This is a genomic window from Pseudomonas lundensis, assembly GCF_001042985.1.
GTDB lineage: Bacteria > Pseudomonadota > Gammaproteobacteria > Pseudomonadales > Pseudomonadaceae > Aquipseudomonas > Aquipseudomonas lundensis.
Window position 1 is genome coordinate 104202 of record NZ_JYKY01000009.1, and the last position, 20334, is coordinate 124535.

The 20334-nt window shown below is 58.6% G+C and carries 17 protein-coding genes and 1 pseudogene; 7 read left to right on the forward strand and 11 right to left on the reverse strand.

The features are described 5' to 3' along the window. Positions 1-21: 21 nt before the first annotated feature. Together TU74_RS09810 and TU74_RS09815 are read left to right on the forward strand one after the other, a co-directional pair. Positions 22-2034, forward strand: a complete 2013-nt coding sequence (locus TU74_RS09810; RefSeq protein ID WP_048376281.1) for a sensor histidine kinase — start codon at positions 22-24, stop codon at positions 2032-2034. Between the two features lie 2 nt (positions 2035-2036). Continuing rightward, positions 2037-2618: a cob(I)yrinic acid a,c-diamide adenosyltransferase gene (locus TU74_RS09815; RefSeq protein ID WP_048376283.1), complete on the forward strand. Its 582-nt coding sequence runs from the start codon at positions 2037-2039 to the stop codon at positions 2616-2618. 89 nt (positions 2619-2707) lie between these two features. Here the strand turns inward: TU74_RS09815 and TU74_RS09820 are convergent, their stop codons facing one another. From TU74_RS09820 to secA, 3 genes are all read right to left on the reverse strand, one after another. Beyond that, positions 2708-3652: a Nudix family hydrolase gene (locus tag TU74_RS09820; RefSeq protein ID WP_047282929.1), complete on the reverse strand. Its 945-nt coding sequence runs from the start codon at positions 3650-3652 to the stop codon at positions 2708-2710. Between the two features lie 143 nt (positions 3653-3795). Further along, positions 3796-5013: a bifunctional glutamate N-acetyltransferase/amino-acid acetyltransferase ArgJ gene (gene argJ, locus TU74_RS09825; protein WP_047281018.1), complete on the reverse strand. Its 1218-nt coding sequence runs from the start codon at positions 5011-5013 to the stop codon at positions 3796-3798. A gap of 117 nt (positions 5014-5130) precedes the next feature. Further along, positions 5131-7884 (reverse strand): preprotein translocase subunit SecA, encoded by a 2754-nt coding sequence (gene secA, locus TU74_RS09830; RefSeq protein WP_047276757.1) that lies wholly within the window; start codon positions 7882-7884, stop codon positions 5131-5133. A gap of 308 nt (positions 7885-8192) precedes the next feature. Between secA and TU74_RS09835 the strand changes: the two genes are divergently transcribed. Then, on the forward strand, positions 8193-8657 hold the full coding sequence (locus TU74_RS09835) for a DUF721 domain-containing protein (protein ID WP_047278025.1): 465 nt from the start codon (positions 8193-8195) through the stop codon (positions 8655-8657). A gap of 13 nt (positions 8658-8670) precedes the next feature. Here the strand turns inward: TU74_RS09835 and TU74_RS09840 are convergent, their stop codons facing one another. Further along, positions 8671-10149, reverse strand: a complete 1479-nt coding sequence (locus TU74_RS09840; protein ID WP_047278027.1) for a helicase HerA-like domain-containing protein — start codon at positions 10147-10149, stop codon at positions 8671-8673. Between the two features lie 196 nt (positions 10150-10345). Here TU74_RS09840 and TU74_RS25190 point away from each other — a divergent pair. Together TU74_RS25190 and TU74_RS25195 are read left to right on the forward strand one after the other, a co-directional pair. Continuing rightward, positions 10346-11377: pseudogene (locus TU74_RS25190) on the forward strand (HAMP domain-containing protein); the annotation flags it as partial. Between the two features lie 93 nt (positions 11378-11470). Further along, positions 11471-12235, forward strand: coding sequence for a methyl-accepting chemotaxis protein (locus TU74_RS25195; protein ID WP_428982728.1), 765 nt, complete (start codon positions 11471-11473; stop codon positions 12233-12235). Positions 12236-12267: 32 nt separating this feature from the next. Here the strand turns inward: TU74_RS25195 and TU74_RS24450 are convergent, their stop codons facing one another. Beyond that, positions 12268-12441 (reverse strand): hypothetical protein, encoded by a 174-nt coding sequence (locus TU74_RS24450; RefSeq protein ID WP_162841624.1) that lies wholly within the window; start codon positions 12439-12441, stop codon positions 12268-12270. A gap of 116 nt (positions 12442-12557) precedes the next feature. Continuing rightward, a complete protein-coding gene (gene purU / locus TU74_RS09850) occupies positions 12558-13406 on the reverse strand; it encodes a formyltetrahydrofolate deformylase (RefSeq protein WP_047276766.1) in 849 nt (282 codons plus the stop codon). 351 nt (positions 13407-13757) lie between these two features. On the opposite strand from purU, the gene mvaT reads away from it, so the two are divergent. Further along, positions 13758-14135 (forward strand): histone-like nucleoid-structuring protein MvaT, encoded by a 378-nt coding sequence (mvaT, locus tag TU74_RS09855; protein ID WP_047276768.1) that lies wholly within the window; start codon positions 13758-13760, stop codon positions 14133-14135. Between the two features lie 75 nt (positions 14136-14210). Here the strand turns inward: mvaT and sbcB are convergent, their stop codons facing one another. From sbcB to TU74_RS09870, 3 genes are all read right to left on the reverse strand, one after another. Continuing rightward, positions 14211-15662, reverse strand: coding sequence for an exodeoxyribonuclease I (sbcB, locus tag TU74_RS09860; protein ID WP_047276770.1), 1452 nt, complete (start codon positions 15660-15662; stop codon positions 14211-14213). A 71-nt stretch (positions 15663-15733) separates the two neighbouring features. Continuing rightward, entirely contained in the window at positions 15734-16093 is a 360-nt protein-coding gene (locus tag TU74_RS09865; protein WP_047276772.1) for a PilZ domain-containing protein, read from the reverse strand. 210 nt (positions 16094-16303) lie between these two features. Beyond that, the gene (locus TU74_RS09870) at positions 16304-16678 is read right to left on the reverse strand and encodes a lipoprotein (RefSeq protein ID WP_048376285.1); all 375 of its coding nucleotides are present in this window, start codon (positions 16676-16678) and stop codon (positions 16304-16306) included. A gap of 160 nt (positions 16679-16838) precedes the next feature. On the opposite strand from TU74_RS09870, the gene pyk reads away from it, so the two are divergent. Continuing rightward, positions 16839-18290, forward strand: a complete 1452-nt coding sequence (gene pyk / locus TU74_RS09875) for a pyruvate kinase (RefSeq protein WP_048376286.1) — start codon at positions 16839-16841, stop codon at positions 18288-18290. 57 nt (positions 18291-18347) lie between these two features. Here the strand turns inward: pyk and TU74_RS09880 are convergent, their stop codons facing one another. Then, on the reverse strand, positions 18348-19103 hold the full coding sequence (locus tag TU74_RS09880; protein WP_047278034.1) for an enoyl-CoA hydratase-related protein: 756 nt from the start codon (positions 19101-19103) through the stop codon (positions 18348-18350). Positions 19104-19133: 30 nt separating this feature from the next. Then, positions 19134-20072 carry an iron-sulfur-binding ferredoxin reductase gene (locus tag TU74_RS09885; RefSeq protein ID WP_048376288.1) on the reverse strand — a complete coding sequence of 313 codons (939 nt, stop codon included), beginning with the start codon at positions 20070-20072 and terminating at the stop codon, positions 19134-19136. Positions 20073-20334 lie beyond the last annotated feature (262 nt).

The following is a 20334-nucleotide window of genomic DNA, read 5'->3' on the forward strand; positions in this document are numbered from 1 at the left end:
CCCACTCCATACGGCCCCGTCATGCCCTTGCGTCAGCGTCTCGAAAACCTGCCGGTCGGCCAAAAGCTGCTGGCCGCCCTGCTTGTTTTATTGGCAACCGTGTTGCTGGTGGCCAACCTGACCTTCATCAGCGTGGCTTACTGGATATCCCACGAGAGCACCGCCCCGCAGGCATTGCAGACTCTGGGCAGCCTGGCAGCCAATCCCGGCTTGATGGAGCATGCGCTGGATTCGCCCGAAAGCGCCAAGGCGCTGCTCACAGAAATGGGCAGCTACGCGCCCCTTCGGGCCGGTGCCATTTATGACGCGTCCGGGCAATTGTTGGCACAGGTGCAGCACGGCGATCATCTGGCGTTGCCCGAACAGATTGGCCAGGTTCAAGCCTGGGGCCGGACTGAACTGCGCAGCCATCACACCTCCCGCCTTCCGAAGGGCGGGCACCTGCTGCTCGTGGCCAGCAGTGAACTGCCCATGGCGTTTTATACCGGCACATTCACCGCCAGCCTCGGAATTCTGGTGTTCAGTGTATTGCTGTGGCTGTTGATCGCGCGCCAGATCAAGCGCCTGATCACCCAACCCATCTATCAACTCGAAGAGCTGTCCCGACAGGTCACACGCGAAGAGAACTATTCGTTACGGGCTAAACCGGGCAATAACGATGAAATCGGCAGCCTCGCGGAGGCGTTCAATACCATGCTCACGCGCATCGAGGCGCGTGAGCAGGAACTCAAACGCGCCCGGGATGAAGCGCAGGCAGCCTACGATCAAGCCCAAGCGCTGGCAGAAGAAACCCGCCACACCAATCGCAAGCTGGAACTTGAAGTACAGGTGAGAAGCAAGATCGAGAAAAAACTCACCGGTTTTCAGATCTATCTCAACAGCATCATCGATTCGATGCCTTCTGCCCTGATCGCACTGGACGAACAGCTCTACGTCACCCAATGGAACCAGGAGGCCAGCGCCCTCTCCGGCACCCCTCTGGATGAAGCCTTGAATCAACCGGTGTACCTGGCGTTTGAACCCCTCAAACCCTTTTTGCCACAAATCAAAGACACCATCGCCCATCACCGCGTGGTCAAGATCGAGCGCGTGACCTGGACCCAAGGTGAGGACACCAGGCAATACGCGCTGACCTTCTATCCACTGATGGGCGGCGGCGGGCGCGGTGCTGTGATCCGCATCGATGACATCACCCAGCGTCTTTCCATGGAAGACATGATGGTTCAATCCGAGAAGATGCTCTCTGTGGGCGGTCTCGCCGCGGGGATGGCCCATGAGATCAATAATCCACTGGGTGCCATTTTGCATAACGTGCAGAACATCCGGCGGCGCCTGTCCAACGACCTGCCCAAGAACATTGAGCACGCCGCATTGACAGGCGTAGACCTCGATGCGATCAACCGCTACTTGCAGGCCCGCGAAATCCCGAAACTGCTGGATGGCATTCAACAGGCGGGGGCGCGTGCGGCCAAAATCGTGACCCACATGCTCAGCTTCAGTCGCCGCAGCAATCGCCAAATGAGCCCTTGCGACCTGTCAGCGCTGATCGATCAGGCGATCGATATCGCGAGCAATGACTTCGACCTCGCCATCGGTTTCGACTTCAAGGGCCAGGCCATCACTCGTCAGTTCGACCCTCAACTTGGCCCGGTGCCCGGCATTCCCAACGAATTGGAACAGGTGCTGCTCAACTTGCTGAAAAACGCTGCACAGGCGATTCATCAGCGCCAGGACACCACCGAACCCGGCCGCATCGTCCTGCGCACGAAGCTCAATCCTCCCTGGGCAGAGATCCAGGTGGAGGACAACGGCGCAGGCATGCCTGAGAACGTGCGCAAACGTATTTTTGAACCCTTCTTCACCACCAAGGAAGTTGGCCAGGGCACGGGGCTGGGTCTTTCCGTGTCCTATTTCATCATTACCAATAACCACAAAGGACAAATGGAAGTGCATTCAACCCCGGGCCAAGGCACGTGCTTTACGCTGCGTTTGCCATTGGCGCCCGTCCACGACTCTACCAAGCTGGAACTGTAACCATGGGCTTTCGCTTATCGAAGATTTACACCCGCACCGGCGACAAGGGCGAAACAGGTCTGGGGGATGGCCGTCGCGTGCCCAAAGATCATCCTCGGGTCGAGGCCATTGGAGAAGTGGACTCGCTAAACAGCCAACTGGGCCTGTTGCTGGCCGGTTTGCATGAGCAAAGGGTCCAGACACCGGGCCTTGAGGAACTGATCGAGGTACTGACGCCCTGCCAACACCGCCTGTTTGACCTGGGAGGCGAGCTGGCAATGCCTGCTTATCAGGCGCTCAAACTGAGCGAAGTCGAACGGCTTGAGGCGGCAATTGACCACTGGAACGAGACGCTTGGGCCATTGGAAAACTTCATATTGCCAGCAGGCTCTACCCTGATCGCCCAAGCCCATGTGTGCCGCTGCCTCGCGCGCAGTGCCGAGCGCCGCTGCCAGCACCTCAATGCCGTCGAGCCACTGAACGGCCCGGGGCTGGCCTACATCAACAGGTTGTCAGACCTGCTGTTTGTGGCGGCACGCTTGATTGCCAAGCGACAAGGGGTGGCAGAAATCCTGTGGCAGGCCGCCGATAAACCCGCTGACTGATGCGCAGGCTGCCGTCACTGGCGCTTGCGCGACAACATCGCAGGTACGCCAGGGACTGCAGTTGTGCGTTGATGCGCGGTGGCTTCAGCTCATGCCTGGGGCCAGAATGCGCGAATACCCGATACACCTTGTGCGCCGACGCCCCATGCCTGCTGACGGTCATCAGGCCCCAGCCCGCCCAGCAGAAACACTGGCTTGTTAAAACCGGCGATCAATTGCTGCGCCTGCTCCCACCCCAAAGGCTCCATACCGGGATGGGTCTCGGTGGGCAACACAGGCGACAAGGTCACGAAGTCCACGTCCATCTGTTCTGCCAACGCCAATTCCTCAGCGTTATGACACGACGCTGCCAGCCAGCGATCTTTAGGGAACGGTCGGCCTTTGGCGGCGTATTTACGTAATTGCGCTGCCGTCAAATGCCAGCCGGCTGACGGAAAATCACCCAACCACTCCAGAGGCCCTTTGAGCATCAGTTGCGCCTTGCCCGCGCACAGCCCCGTGGCGTCCACGGCCAGATCCCGATACTTGGGGTCATAGCCTTTGGGGGCACGCAGGGAAATCAGTTTGATGCCGCCCGCTATGGCCTTTTGCACCCCCTTTAACAGTTCAGGAGGCTCCAGGCCGTCGGGGGTGATCAAGTACTGATCAGGCAAGCGCGCTGCCGCAACGATAGGCTGATTGGCGGGCGGAAATGCGTAATTCGCCAAGTCCCGCGGGGCCACCCACGCCAAAGGCTGACCTTCTATGCCGTGGGCCACACCGGTAAACGACGACACTTCCCACACGTCCAGCAGCACATGCTTGTCGGGATAATCGTGCTTCACGGTGATCAATGGGCGAGCCGAGGTCACGTCGATCCCCAGCTCTTCTTTGAGCTCACGGCCCAAAGCAGCGCTGACAGACTCGCCAGCTTCAACCTTGCCGCCGGGAAACTCCCACAGGCCGCCCTGATGCTGTGTATCAGCACGACGGGCAATCAGGATTCTGCCGTCGCTGCCTCGAATGACGGCCGCAGCCACATGAACGCGTTTCACCCTTGAACTTCCTCTACTCCGGCCTGTTGCCAGGCCTTGAACGTGGACTGCTCAATCAGCAGTCTTGACTTGCGCCGGTCGGTCATTCGCACGCCAGCCAAGCGCACTATGCTTGCCTGACTGACACGCGGTGTCGAGACGACTTAGGTCCGGTACTCGGCGTTGATTTTCACGTACTCGTGGGACAGGTCGGTGGTCCAGATGGTTTCGCTGCACACACCGCGACCCAGCTCGATGCGGATGGTGATCTCTTCGCGCGCCATCACCGCAGAACCTTGCTCTTCGGTGTAGGTCGCCGCACGTGCGCCACCACTGGCGATACACACTTCGCCGAGGAACACGTCGATCTTGCTGACATCCAGATCCGGCACACCGGCACGCCCCACAGCGGCCAATATCCGGCCCCAGTTGGGATCAGAGGCGAACAGCGCGGTTTTGATCAACGGTGAATGGGCCACGGTATAGCCGACGTCCAGACACTCCTGATGGTTGGCGCCGCCATTGACTTCAACGGTGACGAACTTGGTTGCACCTTCGCCATCGCGCACGATGGCCTGCGCCACCTCCATGCACACGTCCAGCACCGCCTGCTTGAGCGCGTCGAACAAAGGCCCGCGGGCTTCGGTGATTTCAGGCAGGTTGGCCTTGCCTGTGGCAATCAACATGCAGCAATCGTTGGTAGACGTGTCGCCATCGATGGTGATGCGGTTGAACGATTTGTTAGCGCCGTCGAGCAACAGATCCTGCAGCACCTCGCGCGACACCTTGGCGTCCGTCGCGATGTAACCGAGCATGGTGGCCATGTTCGGGCGAATCATGCCTGCGCCTTTGCTGATCCCGGTGACGGTGACGGTCACGCCATCATGCTGAAACTGGCGGCTCGCCCCTTTGGGCAAAGTGTCAGTGGTCATGATGCCAGTAGCCGCTTCAGCCCAGTGATCCTCAGCGAGATCGTCCAGGGCTGCTTGCAGTGCGCCTTCAATTTTCTCGACCGGCAGAGGCTCGCCAATCACCCCCGTGGAGTACGGCAGCACAGCACTGGCGTCCACTCCCGTCAACTCGGCCAGCTTGGCACAGGTACGTGTGGCAGCTGCCAGACCCGGCGCGCCGGTGCCCGCATTGGCATTGCCGGTGTTGGTCAACAAATACCGCACAGCGCCTTGCACACGCTGCTTGGCCAGAATCACCGGCGCTGCGCAAAACGCATTCAGGGTGAACACACCCGCCACGCTGGAGCCCTCGGCGCAGCGCATCACCACCACATCCTTACGCCCTGGGCGCTTGATACCGGCTGAAGCAATCCCCAGCTCAAAACCCGCAACCGGGTGCAAAGTGGGCAAAGGACCAAGACCAACTGCCATGATGCGCTCCTCAATAAGCTGTCTGCGCCGCCCTTGAAAGGCGGGAATTCAATGGTAAAACGCCGCGACGGCTAATGCCGGTCGCGGCGCAGGTGTTTCAGCAGATGAAACGGATTATCAGTTGATTTGCCCGTGACAGTGCTTGAATTTTTTGCCCGAACCGCAGTAGCACAGTTCGTTGCGACCGAGCTTCTGCTCGTTACGAACAGGGTCGGTTGCAGGCGAGACGTCTGAAACGTCTGCACCGTCCAGCACTTCGGTCAATGCATCCGGCTGATCAAGACCCGGGGCTTCTGCATGTTGGAACTGCATGCGCGACGCCAGATCTTCAGCTTCCTGACGCAGACGCGCCTCTTCTTCAACAGGGTCTTCGCGACGTACCTGAACGTGCGAGAGCACGCGGATCGAATCGCGCTTGATCGAGTCAAGCAGCTCGGAGAACAGGTTGAAAGACTCGCGCTTGTACTCCTGCTTCGGGTTCTTTTGCGCATAACCGCGCAAGTGAATGCCGTGACGCAGGTGATCCATGGTCGACAGGTGGTCTTTCCACAGGTCGTCCAGTACACGCAGAACGATCTGCTTCTCGAACGTGCGCAGCGCTTCAGCGCCCGCCTGCTCTTCTTTCTCGTTATACGCCGCAATCAGCTCAGCCAGCAGCTTCTCGCGCAGGGTTTCTTCGTACAGGTGATCGTCTTCATCGAGCCACTGCTGGATAGGCAGTTTCACGCCGAAGCCGCTTTCGATGGCGGACTCAAGACCTGCAACGTCCCACTGCTCCGGCAACGACTGTGGCGGAATGTGAGCGCTGATGGTGCTGTCGAGGACATCCTTACGGAAGTCAGCGATGGTTTCGCCAATATTGTCAGCGGCCAGCAACGTATTACGCATGTGATAAATCACTTTACGCTGCTCGTTGTTGACGTCGTCGAACTCCAGCAATTGCTTACGGATATCGAAGTTGCGGCCTTCAACCTTGCGCTGGGCCTTTTCGATAGCGTTGGTCACCATGCGGTGTTCAATCGCTTCGCCGGACTGCATGCCCAGGGCTTTCATGAAGTTTTTCACCCGGTCAGAGGCGAAAATGCGCATCAGGCTGTCTTCCAGCGACAGGTAGAAACGGCTGGAACCCGAGTCACCCTGACGGCCCGCACGGCCACGCAGTTGGTTGTCGATACGGCGCGACTCGTGACGCTCGGAAGCGATCACGTGCAGGCCACCCGACTCCAGCACTTGCTGGTGACGTTTCTGCCAATCGGCCTTGATCTGGGCAATCTGCTCAGGGGTCGGGTTTTCCAGGGAAGCCACTTCCACTTCCCAGTTACCGCCCAGCAGGATGTCAGTACCACGGCCCGCCATGTTGGTGGCGATGGTCAGCGCGCCTGGACGGCCCGCCTGTGCAATGATTTCAGCTTCTTTTTCGTGGAACTTGGCGTTCAGAACCTTGTGCTCGATCCCTTCCTGCTTCAACAGGTTGGACATGTGCTCGGAGGTTTCGATGGTCGCCGTACCCACCAGCACCGGACGGCCTTTGGCCATGCAGTCCTTGATGTCCGCCACGATGGCTGCGTACTTCTCGTCCGCCGTCAGGAACACCAGATCGTTGTAGTCTTTACGCGCCAGCGGCTTGTTCGGCGGGATAACCATCACCGACAGACCGTAAATCTGGTGGAACTCGAACGCTTCGGTGTCTGCCGTACCGGTCATGCCGGACAGTTTGTTGTACAGCCGGAAGTAGTTCTGGAAGGTGGTCGAAGCCAGCGTCTGGCTTTCTGCCTGAATGTTCAGGCCTTCCTTCGCTTCGATGGCCTGGTGCAGCCCCTCGGACAAACGACGGCCCGGCATGGTACGCCCGGTGTGTTCGTCAACCAGCAGCACCTGACCGTCTTCAACGATGTATTCAACGTTGCGGTGGAACAGTTTGTGAGCGCGCAGTGCCGCGTACACATGGGTCAGCAGGCCCAGATTGTGCGCCGAATACAGGCTTTCACCTTCAGCGAGCAAACCGATCTGGGTCAGCATTTCTTCAACAAACTGGTGACCGGCTTCGTTCAGCTCGACCTGACGGGTCTTCTCGTCGATGGTGAAGTGACCCGGCTTGGTCACTTCCCCTTCCACTTCTTCGATGTGCTGCTCGAGGCGCGGAATGAGCTTGTTGATTTCGGTGTACAGCTTGGAGCTGTCTTCGGCCTGACCAGAGATGATCAGCGGCGTACGGGCTTCGTCGATCAGGATCGAGTCGACTTCGTCGATGACGGCAAAGTTAAGCTCACGCTGGAATTTTTCTTCCATGCTGAAAGCCATGTTGTCACGCAGGTAATCGAAGCCAAACTCGTTGTTGGTGCCGTAGGTGATGTCGGCGGCATAGGCTTCGCGCTTTTCCTGTGGCGGCTGGAACGGCGTCACGACGCCGACCGTCAGGCCCAGGAATTCATAAAGCGGGCGCATCCAGTTGGCATCCCGGCGCGCGAGGTAGTCGTTCACCGTCACAACGTGTACGCCCTTGCCGGACAACGCGTTGAGGTAAACGCCCAAGGTCGCTACCAAGGTCTTACCTTCACCGGTACGCATTTCTGCGATCATGCCTTCGTGCAGGGTCATGCCACCGATCAGCTGGACGTCAAAGTGGCGCATGCCCATGACGCGCTTGCCCGCCTCACGGCAGACCGCGAAGGCTTCAGGCAGGAGTTGATCGAGGGTCTCACCTTTTGCTATGCGGGCCTTGAACTCTTCGGTCTTGGCACGCAATTGCTCATCGGTCAGAGCAACCATCTGCTCTTCGAGGGCATTGATGACCTGAACCTTCTTGAGCATGCGTTTAACTTCGCGCTCGTTCTTGCTTCCAAAAAGTTTCTTTAACAAAGGCGCAAACATATCGGCAGGATCTTCCACACATAGGGATGGAGGGCGGCCCCGAGAGTCGCCCGAGCAGCCCTGATGGCCGCATGCGAGCGAGCATTCTACCCGGAAACGGCGGTGAGGAAAGTGGCGTTATTCCACGATACTGGTACAGCGTTGTGACGGGGCTTCACTAAAATAAGGGCTTTTTACTGAACTTCAACCCATAAGACCAAGAAGTTACTCATTGATTTTGCTGCCAAAGTGGCAAGCCTGCGGATCAAGCGCAGTCAGGCGGGCGGTTTCTGCTAAGATTGCGCCTCAGTTTTCTCAGGTGTTTGAACATGGCATTTCGCCCACATCCAGCGCGGGCACCCTCTGTCCTGCTGCGCGAGGCCAAACCCTTAAAAGCCATTTTCGGCCACGCCAAGCGCTTGGCCCACCTGCAACGCCTGCTTGAGAGCCAACTCCAGCCCGCGGCCCGCGAACACTGCCATGTGGCCTCGTGGCGCGAAGGCAGCCTGCTACTGATTGTCACAGACGGCCATTGGGCAACACGTTTGCGCTACCAGCAAAAACGCCTGCAACGTCAATTGCAGGCGTTCGACGAATTTGCCAGCCTGACCCGCATTCTATTTAAAGTGCAGCCGCCCACCGTGCTGGCCAAAGTCGCCGGCCACACGCTGGACTTGTCAGAAAACGCCGCGCAGACCATTCAAGCCACCGCCGAGGGCATCACTGACCCGGCACTGCGGGCGGCCCTTGAACGGCTGGCCAGCCATGCGAAGCCCAAGCCCGATCCGGCCTAGACCCGCCTCGCTATCATTTACGCTTGTTGCCACCCAGCAACGACCCGAGCAAGCCCCGCACCAACTGGCGCCCCATCTGATTTACGGCCTGACGCGCCATCGACTGCAAAGCTTTGCCCGTCGACGTCCCGAGGAACTCCCCGGCCTGATCCAGAAACCCGGGCTCTTTGGCCTGCCCCGGCGCCGGCTCTTCGCTGCTACCGCCTTTGCGCGCCATGAGCACTTCGTAAGCAGACTCTCGATCAATCGGCTTGTCGTAACGCCCCTGCAATGGGGAGGTGGCAATCAGGCCGTTACGCTCGGCCTCGCTCAAAGGTCCGATTCGCGACTGCGGCGGCGCAATCAACACCCGCTGCACCATTGCCGGTGTGCCTTTGTCCTCCAACATACCGACCAGGGCTTCGCCCGTGCCCAGTTCCGTCAGCACTGCGAGCGCATCGAACGCCGGATTGGGTCGGAACCCGTCAGCCACGGCCCTGAGGGATTTCTGCTCCTTGGCAGTGAATGCACGTAAACCATGCTGAATGCGCAACCCCAATTGCGCCAGAACCGTGTCAGGCAAGTCCGCCGGTGATTGCGTGACGAAGTACACCCCTACGCCTTTGGAGCGGATCAAGCGCACCACTTGCTCCAGTCGATCCTGTAGCGCTTTCGGCGTACCGGCAAACAGCAAGTGCGCCTCGTCAAAAAATAGAGCCAGCAACGGTTTGTCCGCATCACCGCGCTCGGGCAACTGCTCAAACAATTCGGCCAGCAGCCACAGCAAAAAGGTGGCATAGACCTTGGGCGCCTCATGCACCAAACGGCTGGCATCGAGCAAATGAATGCGCCCTCGCCCGTCACGGTCTGGCTGCAAAATGTCTTCCAGTTGCAATGCCGGTTCACCAAACAGCGCCTCAGCACCCTGCTGCTCCAGCGTCGCCAATCGACGCAGCAGCGCCTGGCTCGAACCGGTGGTCATCAACGCCGCGTCATCACCCAGCACCTCGGGGTGGTCACGCAGGTGATTGAGCAACGCCTTGAGGTCTTTGAGATCCAGCAGCAACAGGCCTTCGCGATCGGCCACTTTAAAGGCTGCGTACAACGCTGATTGCTGGCTGTCCGTCAGCTCGAGCAGACTGCCCAGCAAGAGCGGCCCCATTTCACTCAAGGTTGTGCGTAATGGATGACCGGTCTTGCCTTGAATATCCCATAGCGTCACCGGATAAGCCTTGGGCTGGAAGTTAAGCCACGGCATGCCCGCGATGCGCTCCGCGATTTTGCCCTGAGGGTTACCGGCAGCCCCCAGACCGCACAAGTCCCCTTTGATGTCGGCAGCAAACACCGCCACACCGGCGTCACTGAACTGCTCTGCCAAGCGTTGCAGCGTGACGGTTTTACCTGTCCCCGTGGCGCCCGCGATCAAGCCGTGACGATTGGCCAGACGCAATGACTGGGCGACGGGCTGACCCGCAAGGTCGGCGCCGAGAACTAAAGCTGAGGAATCAGGCATTTTTCCACCTTAAATTAATCTTTCGCGGTAACACGTCGATACAACGTTAATGCTAGACCAGAAAAATCCGAAATTAACGTCGGAAAGAGCGCAAATAAATATAGAAATTGCTCGGGTTCAGTCAGTGCTTTCTATGTTGTGCGTATTTCATGTCGGCAGGCATCACACTTTTAGACCTAAGCGGACCCTTCAAGCCATGAACAAAAACCTGCGTTTCAGTCATAAAATCCTGCTTGCCGCGTCCCTGATCGTAATAGCCGCTTTTTCGCTATTTACGCTGTACAACGATTACCTGCAGCGCAATGCCATTCGCGACGATCTGGACAGCTATCTGCGTGAAATGGGCAGTACGACGGCCAACAACATTCAGACTTGGCTCGGCGGGCGCATCCTGCTCACTGAAAACCTGGGTGAAACCCTCGCCCTTAACCCTGAACCCGAGTATGTCTCCCGCTTGCTGGAGCAAAAAGCGCTGACCAGCTCGTTCCTCGCGGTGTACTTCGGTGACACCCAGGGCGCTTTCACCATCCGCCCCGACAGCAAAATGCCGGACGGCTTCGATCCGCGCAGCCGCCCCTGGTACAAAGACGCGCTGAACAGCAACGGCGCCAGCCTGACCGAACCGTACATTGATGCGGTCACCGGGCAGATGATCATTTCCATTGGCACGGCAGTGAAAAAAGCCGGGCAAACCCTCGGCGTCGTCGGCACCGACCTGACACTCAAGACGGTCACCGACAGCATCAACGCACTTGATTTCAGCGGCATGGGCTATGCCTTCCTGATCAGCGGGGACGGCAAAATTCTGGTGCACCCCGATAACACGCTGGTGATGAAAAACCTGAAGGATATCTACCCGCACGATACCCCGCCGATCAGCTCCGACATCAGCGAAGTCACACTCGATGGCAAAGAACGCATCGTGACGTTTGCCCCGGTCAAAGGCCTGGGGTCCGTCAATTGGTACGTCGGGCTGTCGATCGATAAAGCGCAGGCATTTGCCATGCTCAGCACCTTCCGCACTTCAGCGATCATCGCCACCGTGATTGCGGTGATCTCGATCATTGCCTTGCTCGGCTTGCTGATTCGTCTACTCATGCGGCCGCTGCACGTCATGACCCGTGCCATGCAAAACATCGCGGAAGGTGAAGGCGACCTGACGCGCCGCCTGGTCGTCGAGTCCAAAGATGAATTCGGCACATTGGGAAGCGCGTTCAACCAGTTTGTGGAACGCATCCACACCTCCATGACGGAAGTGGCCTCCGCCACCGAGCACGTCAATGAAGTCGCGCTGCGTGTGGTCAGTGCGTCCAACTCGTCCATGGTTAACTCAGACGAACAAGCCAGCCGCACCAACAGCGTGGCCGCAGCGATCAACGAACTGGGCGCCGCGGCGCAAGAAATCGCCCGCAATGCGGCCCAGGCCTCGCATCAGGCCAGCGATGCACGCGGCCTGGCCGAAGAAGGTCAGCAAGTGGTTGAGCGCAGCATTGGCTCGATGCAGCAACTGTCGCAGATGCTCAGCACCTCCAGCGGCCATATCGAGTCGCTGAATGACAAGACCGTGAATATCGGGCAGATCCTGGAGGTCATCACCAGCATTTCTCAGCAAACCAACCTCCTGGCTTTGAACGCCGCGATTGAAGCGGCACGTGCCGGTGAGGCCGGACGCGGGTTTGCGGTCGTGGCCGACGAAGTTCGCAATTTGGCGCATCGCACTCAAGAGTCTGCGCAACAAGTGCAAAAGATGATCGAGGAATTGCAAGTCAGCGCCCGCGACTCGGTAAACACCATGGAAGAGAGCCAGCGTCACAGCAAAGACAGCGTAGAGATTGCCAACAGTGCCGGCGCGCGCCTGACCAGCGTGACCGAACGCATTGGGGAAATCGACGGGATGAACCAGTCGGTCGCCACTGCCACCGAGGAGCAAACGTCGGTCGTGGAATCGATCAACATGGACATTACCGAGATCAACACCCTTAATCAGGAAGGCGTGGAAAACCTGCAGGCGACGTTGCGCGCCTGTTCTGACCTCGAGCAACAAGCCGCCCGCCTGAAACAACTGGTCGGCAGCTTCCGCATATAAAGGAACGCTTGATCTGTGGCCGCCGGACGCGGCTACAGATCAGGTTCGGTTTCTCCCTCTTGCTGTAATGCCTCCCACAGCCGGGCAGCGTCAGGAAACTCGGTTCCGTCTTCGGGGCCCAAAGCCTGCGGGTCGTAACGACTCAAACACCCCTCACCCAACGTGGCCGGTGCGCTGGACGTCGCCTTGTCGAGTGGATCGGTCATCGCACATCACCCCGCGTGGAATTACAGCGTTTGGTGTCATAGAAAGACAACGCGAGGCTGCACTCAGAGCGCAGCCTCGCGTGGGTCGTCATGGTGGGTGCTCGACAAAGGTTTGGTCAGAACACGACCGTCTTGTTGCCGTGCACCAACACGCGATCTTCCAGGTGATAGCGCAGGCCACGAGCCAGCACCATCTTCTCGACATCACGGCCGAAGCGCACCATGTCTTCAATGCTGTCGCTGTGACTCACACGTACCACGTCTTGTTCGATGATCGGGCCCGCATCCAGCTCTTCGGTCACGTAGTGGCACGTAGCGCCGATCAGTTTTACGCCGCGCAGCGACGCCTGATGGTAAGGCTTGGCGCCGACGAAGGAAGGCAGGAAGCTGTGGTGAATGTTGATGACCTGGCCTGCGTATTCTTTGCACAGGTCCGGCGGCAGAATTTGCATGTAGCGCGCCAGAACCACCACTTCAGCCTCGTGTTGTTTGACCAGACGCGAGACTTCGGCAAACGCCGGCTCTTTGTCTTTTGGATCAACCGGCACGTGGTAATAAGGAATACCGTGCCACTCCACCATGCTGCGCAGGTCATCGTGGTTAGAGATCACACACGCGATCTCGCAATCGAGTTCATCGCTGTGCCAGCGGTGCAGCAAATCCGCCAGGCAGTGCGATTCGCGGCTGGCCATCAGCACCACGCGCTTCTTCTGCGCCGTATCCGTAATGCGCCACACCATCGAGAACTCTTCAGCGATAGGTGCAAATGCTTCACGAAATGCCTCGATGCCGAACGGCAGCGAATCGGCACGAATTTCGTGACGCATAAAGAACCAACCACTCTGGTCGTCCGAGTGGTGGCTCGCTTCAGTGATCCAGCCATTGTGTGAGGCCAGAAAATTACTGACCTTGGCGACAATGCCGACGCCATCGGGGCACGCAATCACCAGTCGAAAAGTGCGCATGTAGGGCAAACTCCAAAAACTTTACTAAGGCCGCCATTCTAGCGAGTGCGCAGCAAAACGACAGTATTCGTTGAGACTGATTACGCGCCCCCCTGCACTCGCGCTGTCACGGGCCAGCCTCAACAGTACCGCGGCCTGCATGCTTTTTAACACGGCCCGAATGTAGCTGATTAATCGTTTTTATTAGCCTGATAGCGTGACCTCTATTTAATAGCGCGCTTATTCAATACCGCGAAGTTAATGAATAAAAATTTAACTAAATGTGCGAAGACAGGTTTACTTGCTCAAAGTGTCTGACTATTATTGCCCCACTGTGTCCCTGTTAACCCTTTTCAACATAAGGTTATCCTCATGTCCCTGATCAACGAATACCGCGCAACTGAAGAAGCTATCAAAGAGCTGCAAGCTCGCCTGAAGAACCTGTCGGAAGACGACAAACTTCAAACTGAGCTGGAATTCGAAGGCAAACTGCGCACGCTGATGGGCGAATACCAAAAATCGCTACGCGATATTATTGCGCTTCTGGACCCAGAGTCCAAAGTAAGCAAAACGCCACGCGGTGTTGTGAAAACTACCGGTACCAAACGTGCCCGTAAGGTTAAACAATACAAAAACCCGCACAACGGCGAAGTGATTGAAACCAAAGGCGGCAACCACAAAACGCTGAAAGAGTGGAAAGCCAAGTGGGGCGGTGACGTGGTAGAAGGTTGGGCAACTTTGCTCGACTAAGTAACACCCGCTCGCAGCCTAGTTGCGATGCTCTAAAAAAACGCCAGTTCGCTGGCGTTTTTTTATTGGCGCCGGTTAATCCTCGCTGCCCTGCTCGCCTTCGACAAACAGGCGACGGCTGATCCCTTCGGCATACCGGCGCCACTCATCCAACAACGTCAATTGCGCAGGCGTTGCGCTGCGTGACAGGGCTGCCAGGCTCTCCAGAAATGCATCGAGGGTCAACGGCGCGCCCATCTGCGGATCGGACAATCGCTGCTGGCAGAACACCCGCCAGCGTGCCTGCTCTTGCTCGCTCAACGTATCGGGAAAGTTACGCGCCCGGTACCGAAACAATAATTCAGGTAATCGCTCGTCATCAAAAGGCCACGTATCTTTGGCCAGAGCCTGCGGATCACTGAGTCTTACTTGTTCGCACAAGCGCCGGTCACGGTCACCGATAAAACCATCATATAACTGCTGCTCGGGATCGCTGCTCGGCACAAAGTCTTCACCGGCATAAATCGCCGTTAATTTATCCCGCCAAAGTTCCTGCGCTTCGATAAGTGTTTGCGCCCGTGCCTGGTATTGGCCAACGTCCAATTGCAAACGCGCCTGATCCTGTGCACGCACTACATTCATCGGCGCCACCACCGGACAACGATTAACGTGTATTAGCTTGAGCGGCACCGGTAATTGCCCTTCGGGCAAATCTTCTCGACGTGTATAGAGCAGTGCACGCAGTGACTCTGCGTCCAATTCCAATAATGGCCGTGGGTCAAAGTGCAAATCACAGACAATCAGCGCATTGCGGTTTTTCGGATGCCACGCCAAGGGCAGCACCACCCCCAAATAATGACGCGCCGCCGAAAACCGTCCTGAGATATGCACCATCGGCTGTAACAGTCGAACCTGATCCAGCACCCGCTGTTTCGTTCGCAACTGGAAGAGCCACTCATATAACTTGGGTTGTTTGTCGCGAATCAATCGGGCCAGGGCAATGGTGGCGCGCACATCCGACAACGCGTCATGGGCCTGACCGTGATCAATCCCGTTAGCCGCGGTCAAGCGCTCCAGCTTCAGGGTGACGCGCCCCTCCTCTTCAGGCCACACAATCCCTTCAGGGCGCAAGGCATAGGCGGTGCGCACCACATCGATCAAATCCCAGCGGCTGTTGCCACCCTGCCATTCACGGGCGTAGGGATCGAAGAAGTTGCGGTACAGACTGTAGCGCGTCACTTCGTCATCAAATCGCAAGGTGTTGTAGCCTGCGCCGCAGGTGCCGGGCAATGACAGGTGCGCGTGAGTGCGCGTCATGAACTCGCCTTCGACCAGCCCCCGGTCTTCCAGGCGACTGGGCGTGATACCGGTGATCAGGCAGGCCATAGGGTGCGGAAGGATGTCGTCGCTGGGCTGACAGTAGAGATTGAGCGGCTCGTCAATCTCGTTCAATTCAAGGTCAGTGCGAATGCCGGCCACTTGTACTGGCCGGTCACAACGAGGGTTGATGCCGGTGGTTTCGTAGTCGTACCAGAAGATAGTGGTCACGGGGTGTTCCTGAACAGTAGACCCCGCAAGTCTAGGCGTTCAGCCCTGAGCAAGACCAGCCCTGTGCGGCCTCAGGCCGACGCTGGCAAGGGATAAAAGCTGAAATACTGGCGCAAGGCCGTGATCAGGGCGGTGTATTCGGGAGGCGGCTGATAGAGGGTGAAACCGGCGTCGTAGTAGCGCGGGGTGACATCTTCATGGCACCACAGGCAGCGCGCTGTCAGGTCGACCACTTGCACACGACCGTCACTGTCCGGCAGCTTGAGTCGCAATTCGAAATTGGCATCGACCAACAACGGGAGCTGGCTGATGAGCATCAGCCCGTCCTCGCAGACGTTGCCCAGATACCCCATGGGTTTGTCCGTGAAGCGATTGAACACCTTCAAGAAATACGGCAGTTGATGACGCTCGATACGGCGATCAGTAAACATGCTGAATATCACTTTGAAAGGCCATTAAGCATGGCCGCGCTAGTACCAGCCCCCCCCCCAACGCTACACGACGCCCGGGAGTTGAAATGACCACTCAAGTGGTTCGCAAAGGCTTTTGTCACTCACGGTCAGACTGTGCAGACACACAAACGTCACTTCGCATATCGCACAGCAATATTAGTAAATGCAGGGCAAATGGCCAGCTCGCGGTTAAATTTTTGCCGGGATGGCCTGCGAATTGGCGTTGCCGGGTATGAACTTGAGGATGCGCAACGTTTCAATACGCGCTTTGGCCCGATACGCCCACTCACTCTGCGGGAACTCCTTGATGATCCATTCGTAGGTCTGGGCAGCATCCAGGTAAAACTTCGTACGCTCCAGGCACAAACCGCGCAGCATGGCCGTTTGCGGCCAGATATAAGGACGGCCACGGCTGTCGCGATCGACTTCCGACAGCTCCAGCATGACCGCCTCGCAATTGCCTCGGTCGTAGGCGCGATAAGCATTGTTCAAGTGGTGGTTCATCGACCAGCGGGTGCAACCGACCACACTGGTGGCCAACAGTACAACGAGCAAAATTCGCATGGGTATCTCCTGTTCTCAGCAGGGTATCGACCCGGCGAGCGAATTCTTCAACCAATGACCGTATGCACCACAACTTAAGTCGAAAGTAGTGCAGAGGAACAATGACTACAACTTGAGACCATAGTAGCCTTTGGCAGCGCTTGAACTCAGGAGTCTTTGCATGTCCGTTCGTCGAACCAAAATCGTTGCCACCCTTGGCCCTGCCAGTAATTCACCGCAAATGCTGGAGCAGCTGATCCTGGCTGGCCTGGACGTTGCCCGTCTGAACTTTTCCCACGGCACGCCCGATGAGCACAAGGCCCGCGCCAAGCTGGTGCGCGACATCGCCGCCAAGCACGGCCGCTTCGTCGCTCTGCTGGGTGACCTGCAAGGCCCGAAAATTCGCATCGCCAAATTCGCCAACAAACGCATCGAGCTGAAAATCGGTGATCGTTTCACCTTCTCCACCAGCCACCCGCTGACAGAAGGCACTCAGGAAATCGTCGGCATCGACTACCCGGATCTGGTCAAGGATTGCGGCGTGGGCGACGAACTGCTGCTCGACGATGGCCGCGTGGTCATGCGTGTCGACACCGCCACCGATGACGCCCTGCACTGCACCGTGCTGATCGGCGGCCCGCTGTCGGACCACAAAGGCATCAACCGTCGCGGTGGCGGCCTGACAGCCCCGGCACTGACTGAAAAAGACAAAGCAGACATCAAACTCGCGGCCGAGATGCAGGTCGACTACCTGGCCGTTTCGTTCCCGCGTGATGCGGCGGACATGGAATACGCCCGTCAACTGCGCGACGAAGCCGGCGGCACCGCCTGGCTGGTGGCCAAGATCGAACGTGCCGAAGCCGTGGCCGACGACGAAACCCTCGACGGCCTGATCAAGGCCAGCGACGCGGTGATGGTTGCCCGTGGCGACCTGGGCGTCGAGATCGGTGACGCCGAGCTGGTAGGCATCCAGAAAAAAATCATCCTGCACGCACGCCGTCACAACAAGGTCGTGATCGTTGCGACCCAGATGATGGAGTCGATGATCCAGAACCCGATGCCAACCCGCGCTGAAGTGTCCGACGTGGCCAACGCCGTGCTCGACTACACCGACGCCGTGATGCTCTCGGCTGAAAGTGCTGCCGGTGCTTACCCGCTGGAAGCCGTACAAGCCATGGCGCGTATTTGTGTCGGCGCTGAAAAGCACCCGACCAGCAAAACCTCCAGCCACCGCATTGGTAAAACCTTCGAAAGCTGTGACCAGAGCATCGCGCTGGCGGCCATGTACACCGCCAACCACTTCCCGGGCGTCAAGGCCATCATCGCCCTGACCGAGAGTGGTTACACGCCGCTGATCATGTCGCGCATTCGCTCCTCGGTGCCGATCTACGCGTTTTCCCCGCACCGCGAAACCCAGGCCCGTGCCGCCATGTTCCGTGGCGTCTACACCGTGCCGTTCGACCCGGCCTCGTTGCCGCCAGAACAGGTCAGCCAGGCTGCCATTGACGAGCTGCTCAAGCGCGGCGTTGTCGAAAAAGGCGACTGGGTCATCCTGACCAAGGGCGACAGCTACCACACCATCGGTGGCACCAACGACATGAAGATCCTGCATGTCGGCGACAAAATGGTGTAAGCCTTAACCGGCCCACACCCCAAGCCCCGCCCGAGCAATCCGGCGGGGCTTTTTGCATCAGGGGGCGGCTTTATGGATAAAACCGGATAACGCCGCCACTGCCTCAGGCGATTTCAAGCGCTGAATAAACAGCCAGCTTTCTTCTTCAATCACCCGTTGCAACTGCTCACGCCCCGGCGCCCTCATCAACCGCTTGCTGTCCTGCACCGCGGCCGGGGCCAGCGCAGCCAGTCGATGCGCAGCCGCATGGGCTTGGCGCAGCACCGCCTCACCGTCCTCCAGCGCGGCATTGGCCAGCCCCCAGTTCGCCGCCTGCTCCCCGCTAAACCCCTCACCCAGCAGCAACAACCCGGCCGCCCTTGCCTGCCCCAGCCGTTGCGGCAACAGCAGGCTCGACCCGAATTCCGGGCTCAGGCCCAAGTTGACAAACGGCATGCGCAGCCGTGCATCGCCCGCCACATACACCAGGTCGCAATGCAGCAAGAGCGTGGTGCCAATGCCCACCGCAGCGCCAGCCACCGCAGCCACTACCGGTTTACGGCAGGCCAGCAAGCTGCGCATAAAGCAAAACACCGGGCTGTCCATGTCCGTCGGCGGGACTTCAAGAAAGTCCACGATGTCATTGCCGCTGGTGAAACAGTGCGCACTGCCGCACAACACGATGGCATGCACCGACGCGTCAGCATCGGCCTGCTGCAGCGCAGTGGCCAGGCGGCTGTACATGTCGCGGGTCAGGGCGTTTTTCTTTTCGGGGCGATTCAGGCGCAGGGTCAACACCGCGCCGTCACGTTCACTAACGATGGTTTGAGTCATGGGCACGCTCAAAAAGGGGAAAGACAGCACTCAACCCCGACTTAAAAAGGCATCCGCCAGCAGTTGGTTGCGCGACAACCCGGCCAGGAACAAACGCTTGGCGAACGCCTCCACCGTGTCAGGATGCCCACACACTAGGGCACGTGTCTGGCGCGAAACAAGGCGCATCCGGACTAGAAAATCCGCCAATTCATCCTGCCGTACGTATTCGACCTGCAACTGAGGGTGGGCCTGGGCCAACGCTTGCAGTTCGGCCTTGAGGTAATGCGAGGCCTCATCACGGGCCACATGCACCACACGAATCGGGCCGTGGTGCGCTTGGCGCAAGGCTTCACGCAATACGCCATACAACGGGCCCAGCCCACTACCCGCCGCCAGCAACCACAACGCCAGCTCCTGCCAGTCCGGGTCGTAATGCAGCGCCCCACCGCGCAACTCGCCCAACCGCACCGCATCCCCCACCGTGAGCTGACGCGCTGCGCGGACAAAGGCACCGGGCCGGGCGCACTCGAGATGAAACTCCAGAAACGGGTCTTCTCCCGGCAAACTGGCCAACGAATACGGCCGTGCCACCCCGTCGGCCGTCCACAACACCAGATGCTGCCCGGCGCGATAGCGCAGCGGGCGCTCCGGCACGAGCCGAAGCCGCAACAACGTCGGGCTTAACCAGTCCAGCGCTGCCACCCGGGCAGGCAGGCCGTCTCGCACCGGATCAAACGCCTCAACCTGCAAATCCCCGACCACCTGGCACTGACAAGCCAGGCGCCAGCCTTGCTCGCGCTGGGCACGGGTCAAGGCTTCGGGCTTCAAGTCCAGCGGCTCGCCCTGCACGCAACGCACCAGACACGCATGGCAACTGCCCGCACGGCAACTGTAGGGCACACCTACCCCGGCCTGATTCAGGCTGTCGAGCAAATTACTGCCGACGGTAACCGGCCAGCACTGATTGGCGACGTGTAACTCGGGCACTTCGGGGCTCCTGTGGGCAATTAGTCTTATAGACGCTAGCGGGTTGTGAGGGACCGACTGCCCCGCACGCCCGCAAACCCGTGCAATCAATAGCATGCGCAGGCTCCGGGCCCTTATCGCAGCCTTAGGCGGCGACTACAAGTTTTGCCTGCTCAGGTGTATCAATGAGAGGGCCGGGTTATACTGCCGCGCCTTTTTTGTGCCGGTCATGCGTGCCCGGTGCATCCCTGCAAAGATGTTTACGACAGACCGAACGACCCAG

Excerpts from the sequence above, each read along its gene's own strand:
- TU74_RS09810 (WP_048376281.1), top strand. The coding sequence starts at position 22 with ATGCCCTTGCGTCAGCGTCTCGAAAACCTGCCGGTCGGCCAAAAGCTG.
- TU74_RS09815 (WP_048376283.1), top strand. The coding sequence starts at position 2,037 with ATGGGCTTTCGCTTATCGAAGATTTACACCCGCACCGGCGACAAGGGC.
- argJ (WP_047281018.1), bottom strand. The coding sequence starts at position 5,013 with ATGGCAGTTGGTCTTGGTCCTTTGCCCACTTTGCACCCGGTTGCGGGT.
- secA (WP_047276757.1), bottom strand. The coding sequence starts at position 7,884 with ATGTTTGCGCCTTTGTTAAAGAAACTTTTTGGAAGCAAGAACGAGCGC.
- TU74_RS09835 (WP_047278025.1), top strand. The coding sequence starts at position 8,193 with ATGGCATTTCGCCCACATCCAGCGCGGGCACCCTCTGTCCTGCTGCGC.
- TU74_RS09840 (WP_047278027.1), bottom strand. The coding sequence starts at position 10,149 with ATGCCTGATTCCTCAGCTTTAGTTCTCGGCGCCGACCTTGCGGGTCAG.
- TU74_RS25195 (WP_428982728.1), top strand. The coding sequence starts at position 11,471 with ATGGTTAACTCAGACGAACAAGCCAGCCGCACCAACAGCGTGGCCGCA.
- TU74_RS24450 (WP_162841624.1), bottom strand. The coding sequence starts at position 12,441 with ATGACCGATCCACTCGACAAGGCGACGTCCAGCGCACCGGCCACGTTG.
- purU (WP_047276766.1), bottom strand. The coding sequence starts at position 13,406 with ATGCGCACTTTTCGACTGGTGATTGCGTGCCCCGATGGCGTCGGCATT.
- mvaT (WP_047276768.1), top strand. The coding sequence starts at position 13,758 with ATGTCCCTGATCAACGAATACCGCGCAACTGAAGAAGCTATCAAAGAG.
- TU74_RS09865 (WP_047276772.1), bottom strand. The coding sequence starts at position 16,093 with ATGTTTACTGATCGCCGTATCGAGCGTCATCAACTGCCGTATTTCTTG.
- TU74_RS09870 (WP_048376285.1), bottom strand. The coding sequence starts at position 16,678 with ATGCGAATTTTGCTCGTTGTACTGTTGGCCACCAGTGTGGTCGGTTGC.
- pyk (WP_048376286.1), top strand. The coding sequence starts at position 16,839 with ATGTCCGTTCGTCGAACCAAAATCGTTGCCACCCTTGGCCCTGCCAGT.
- TU74_RS09880 (WP_047278034.1), bottom strand. The coding sequence starts at position 19,103 with ATGACTCAAACCATCGTTAGTGAACGTGACGGCGCGGTGTTGACCCTG.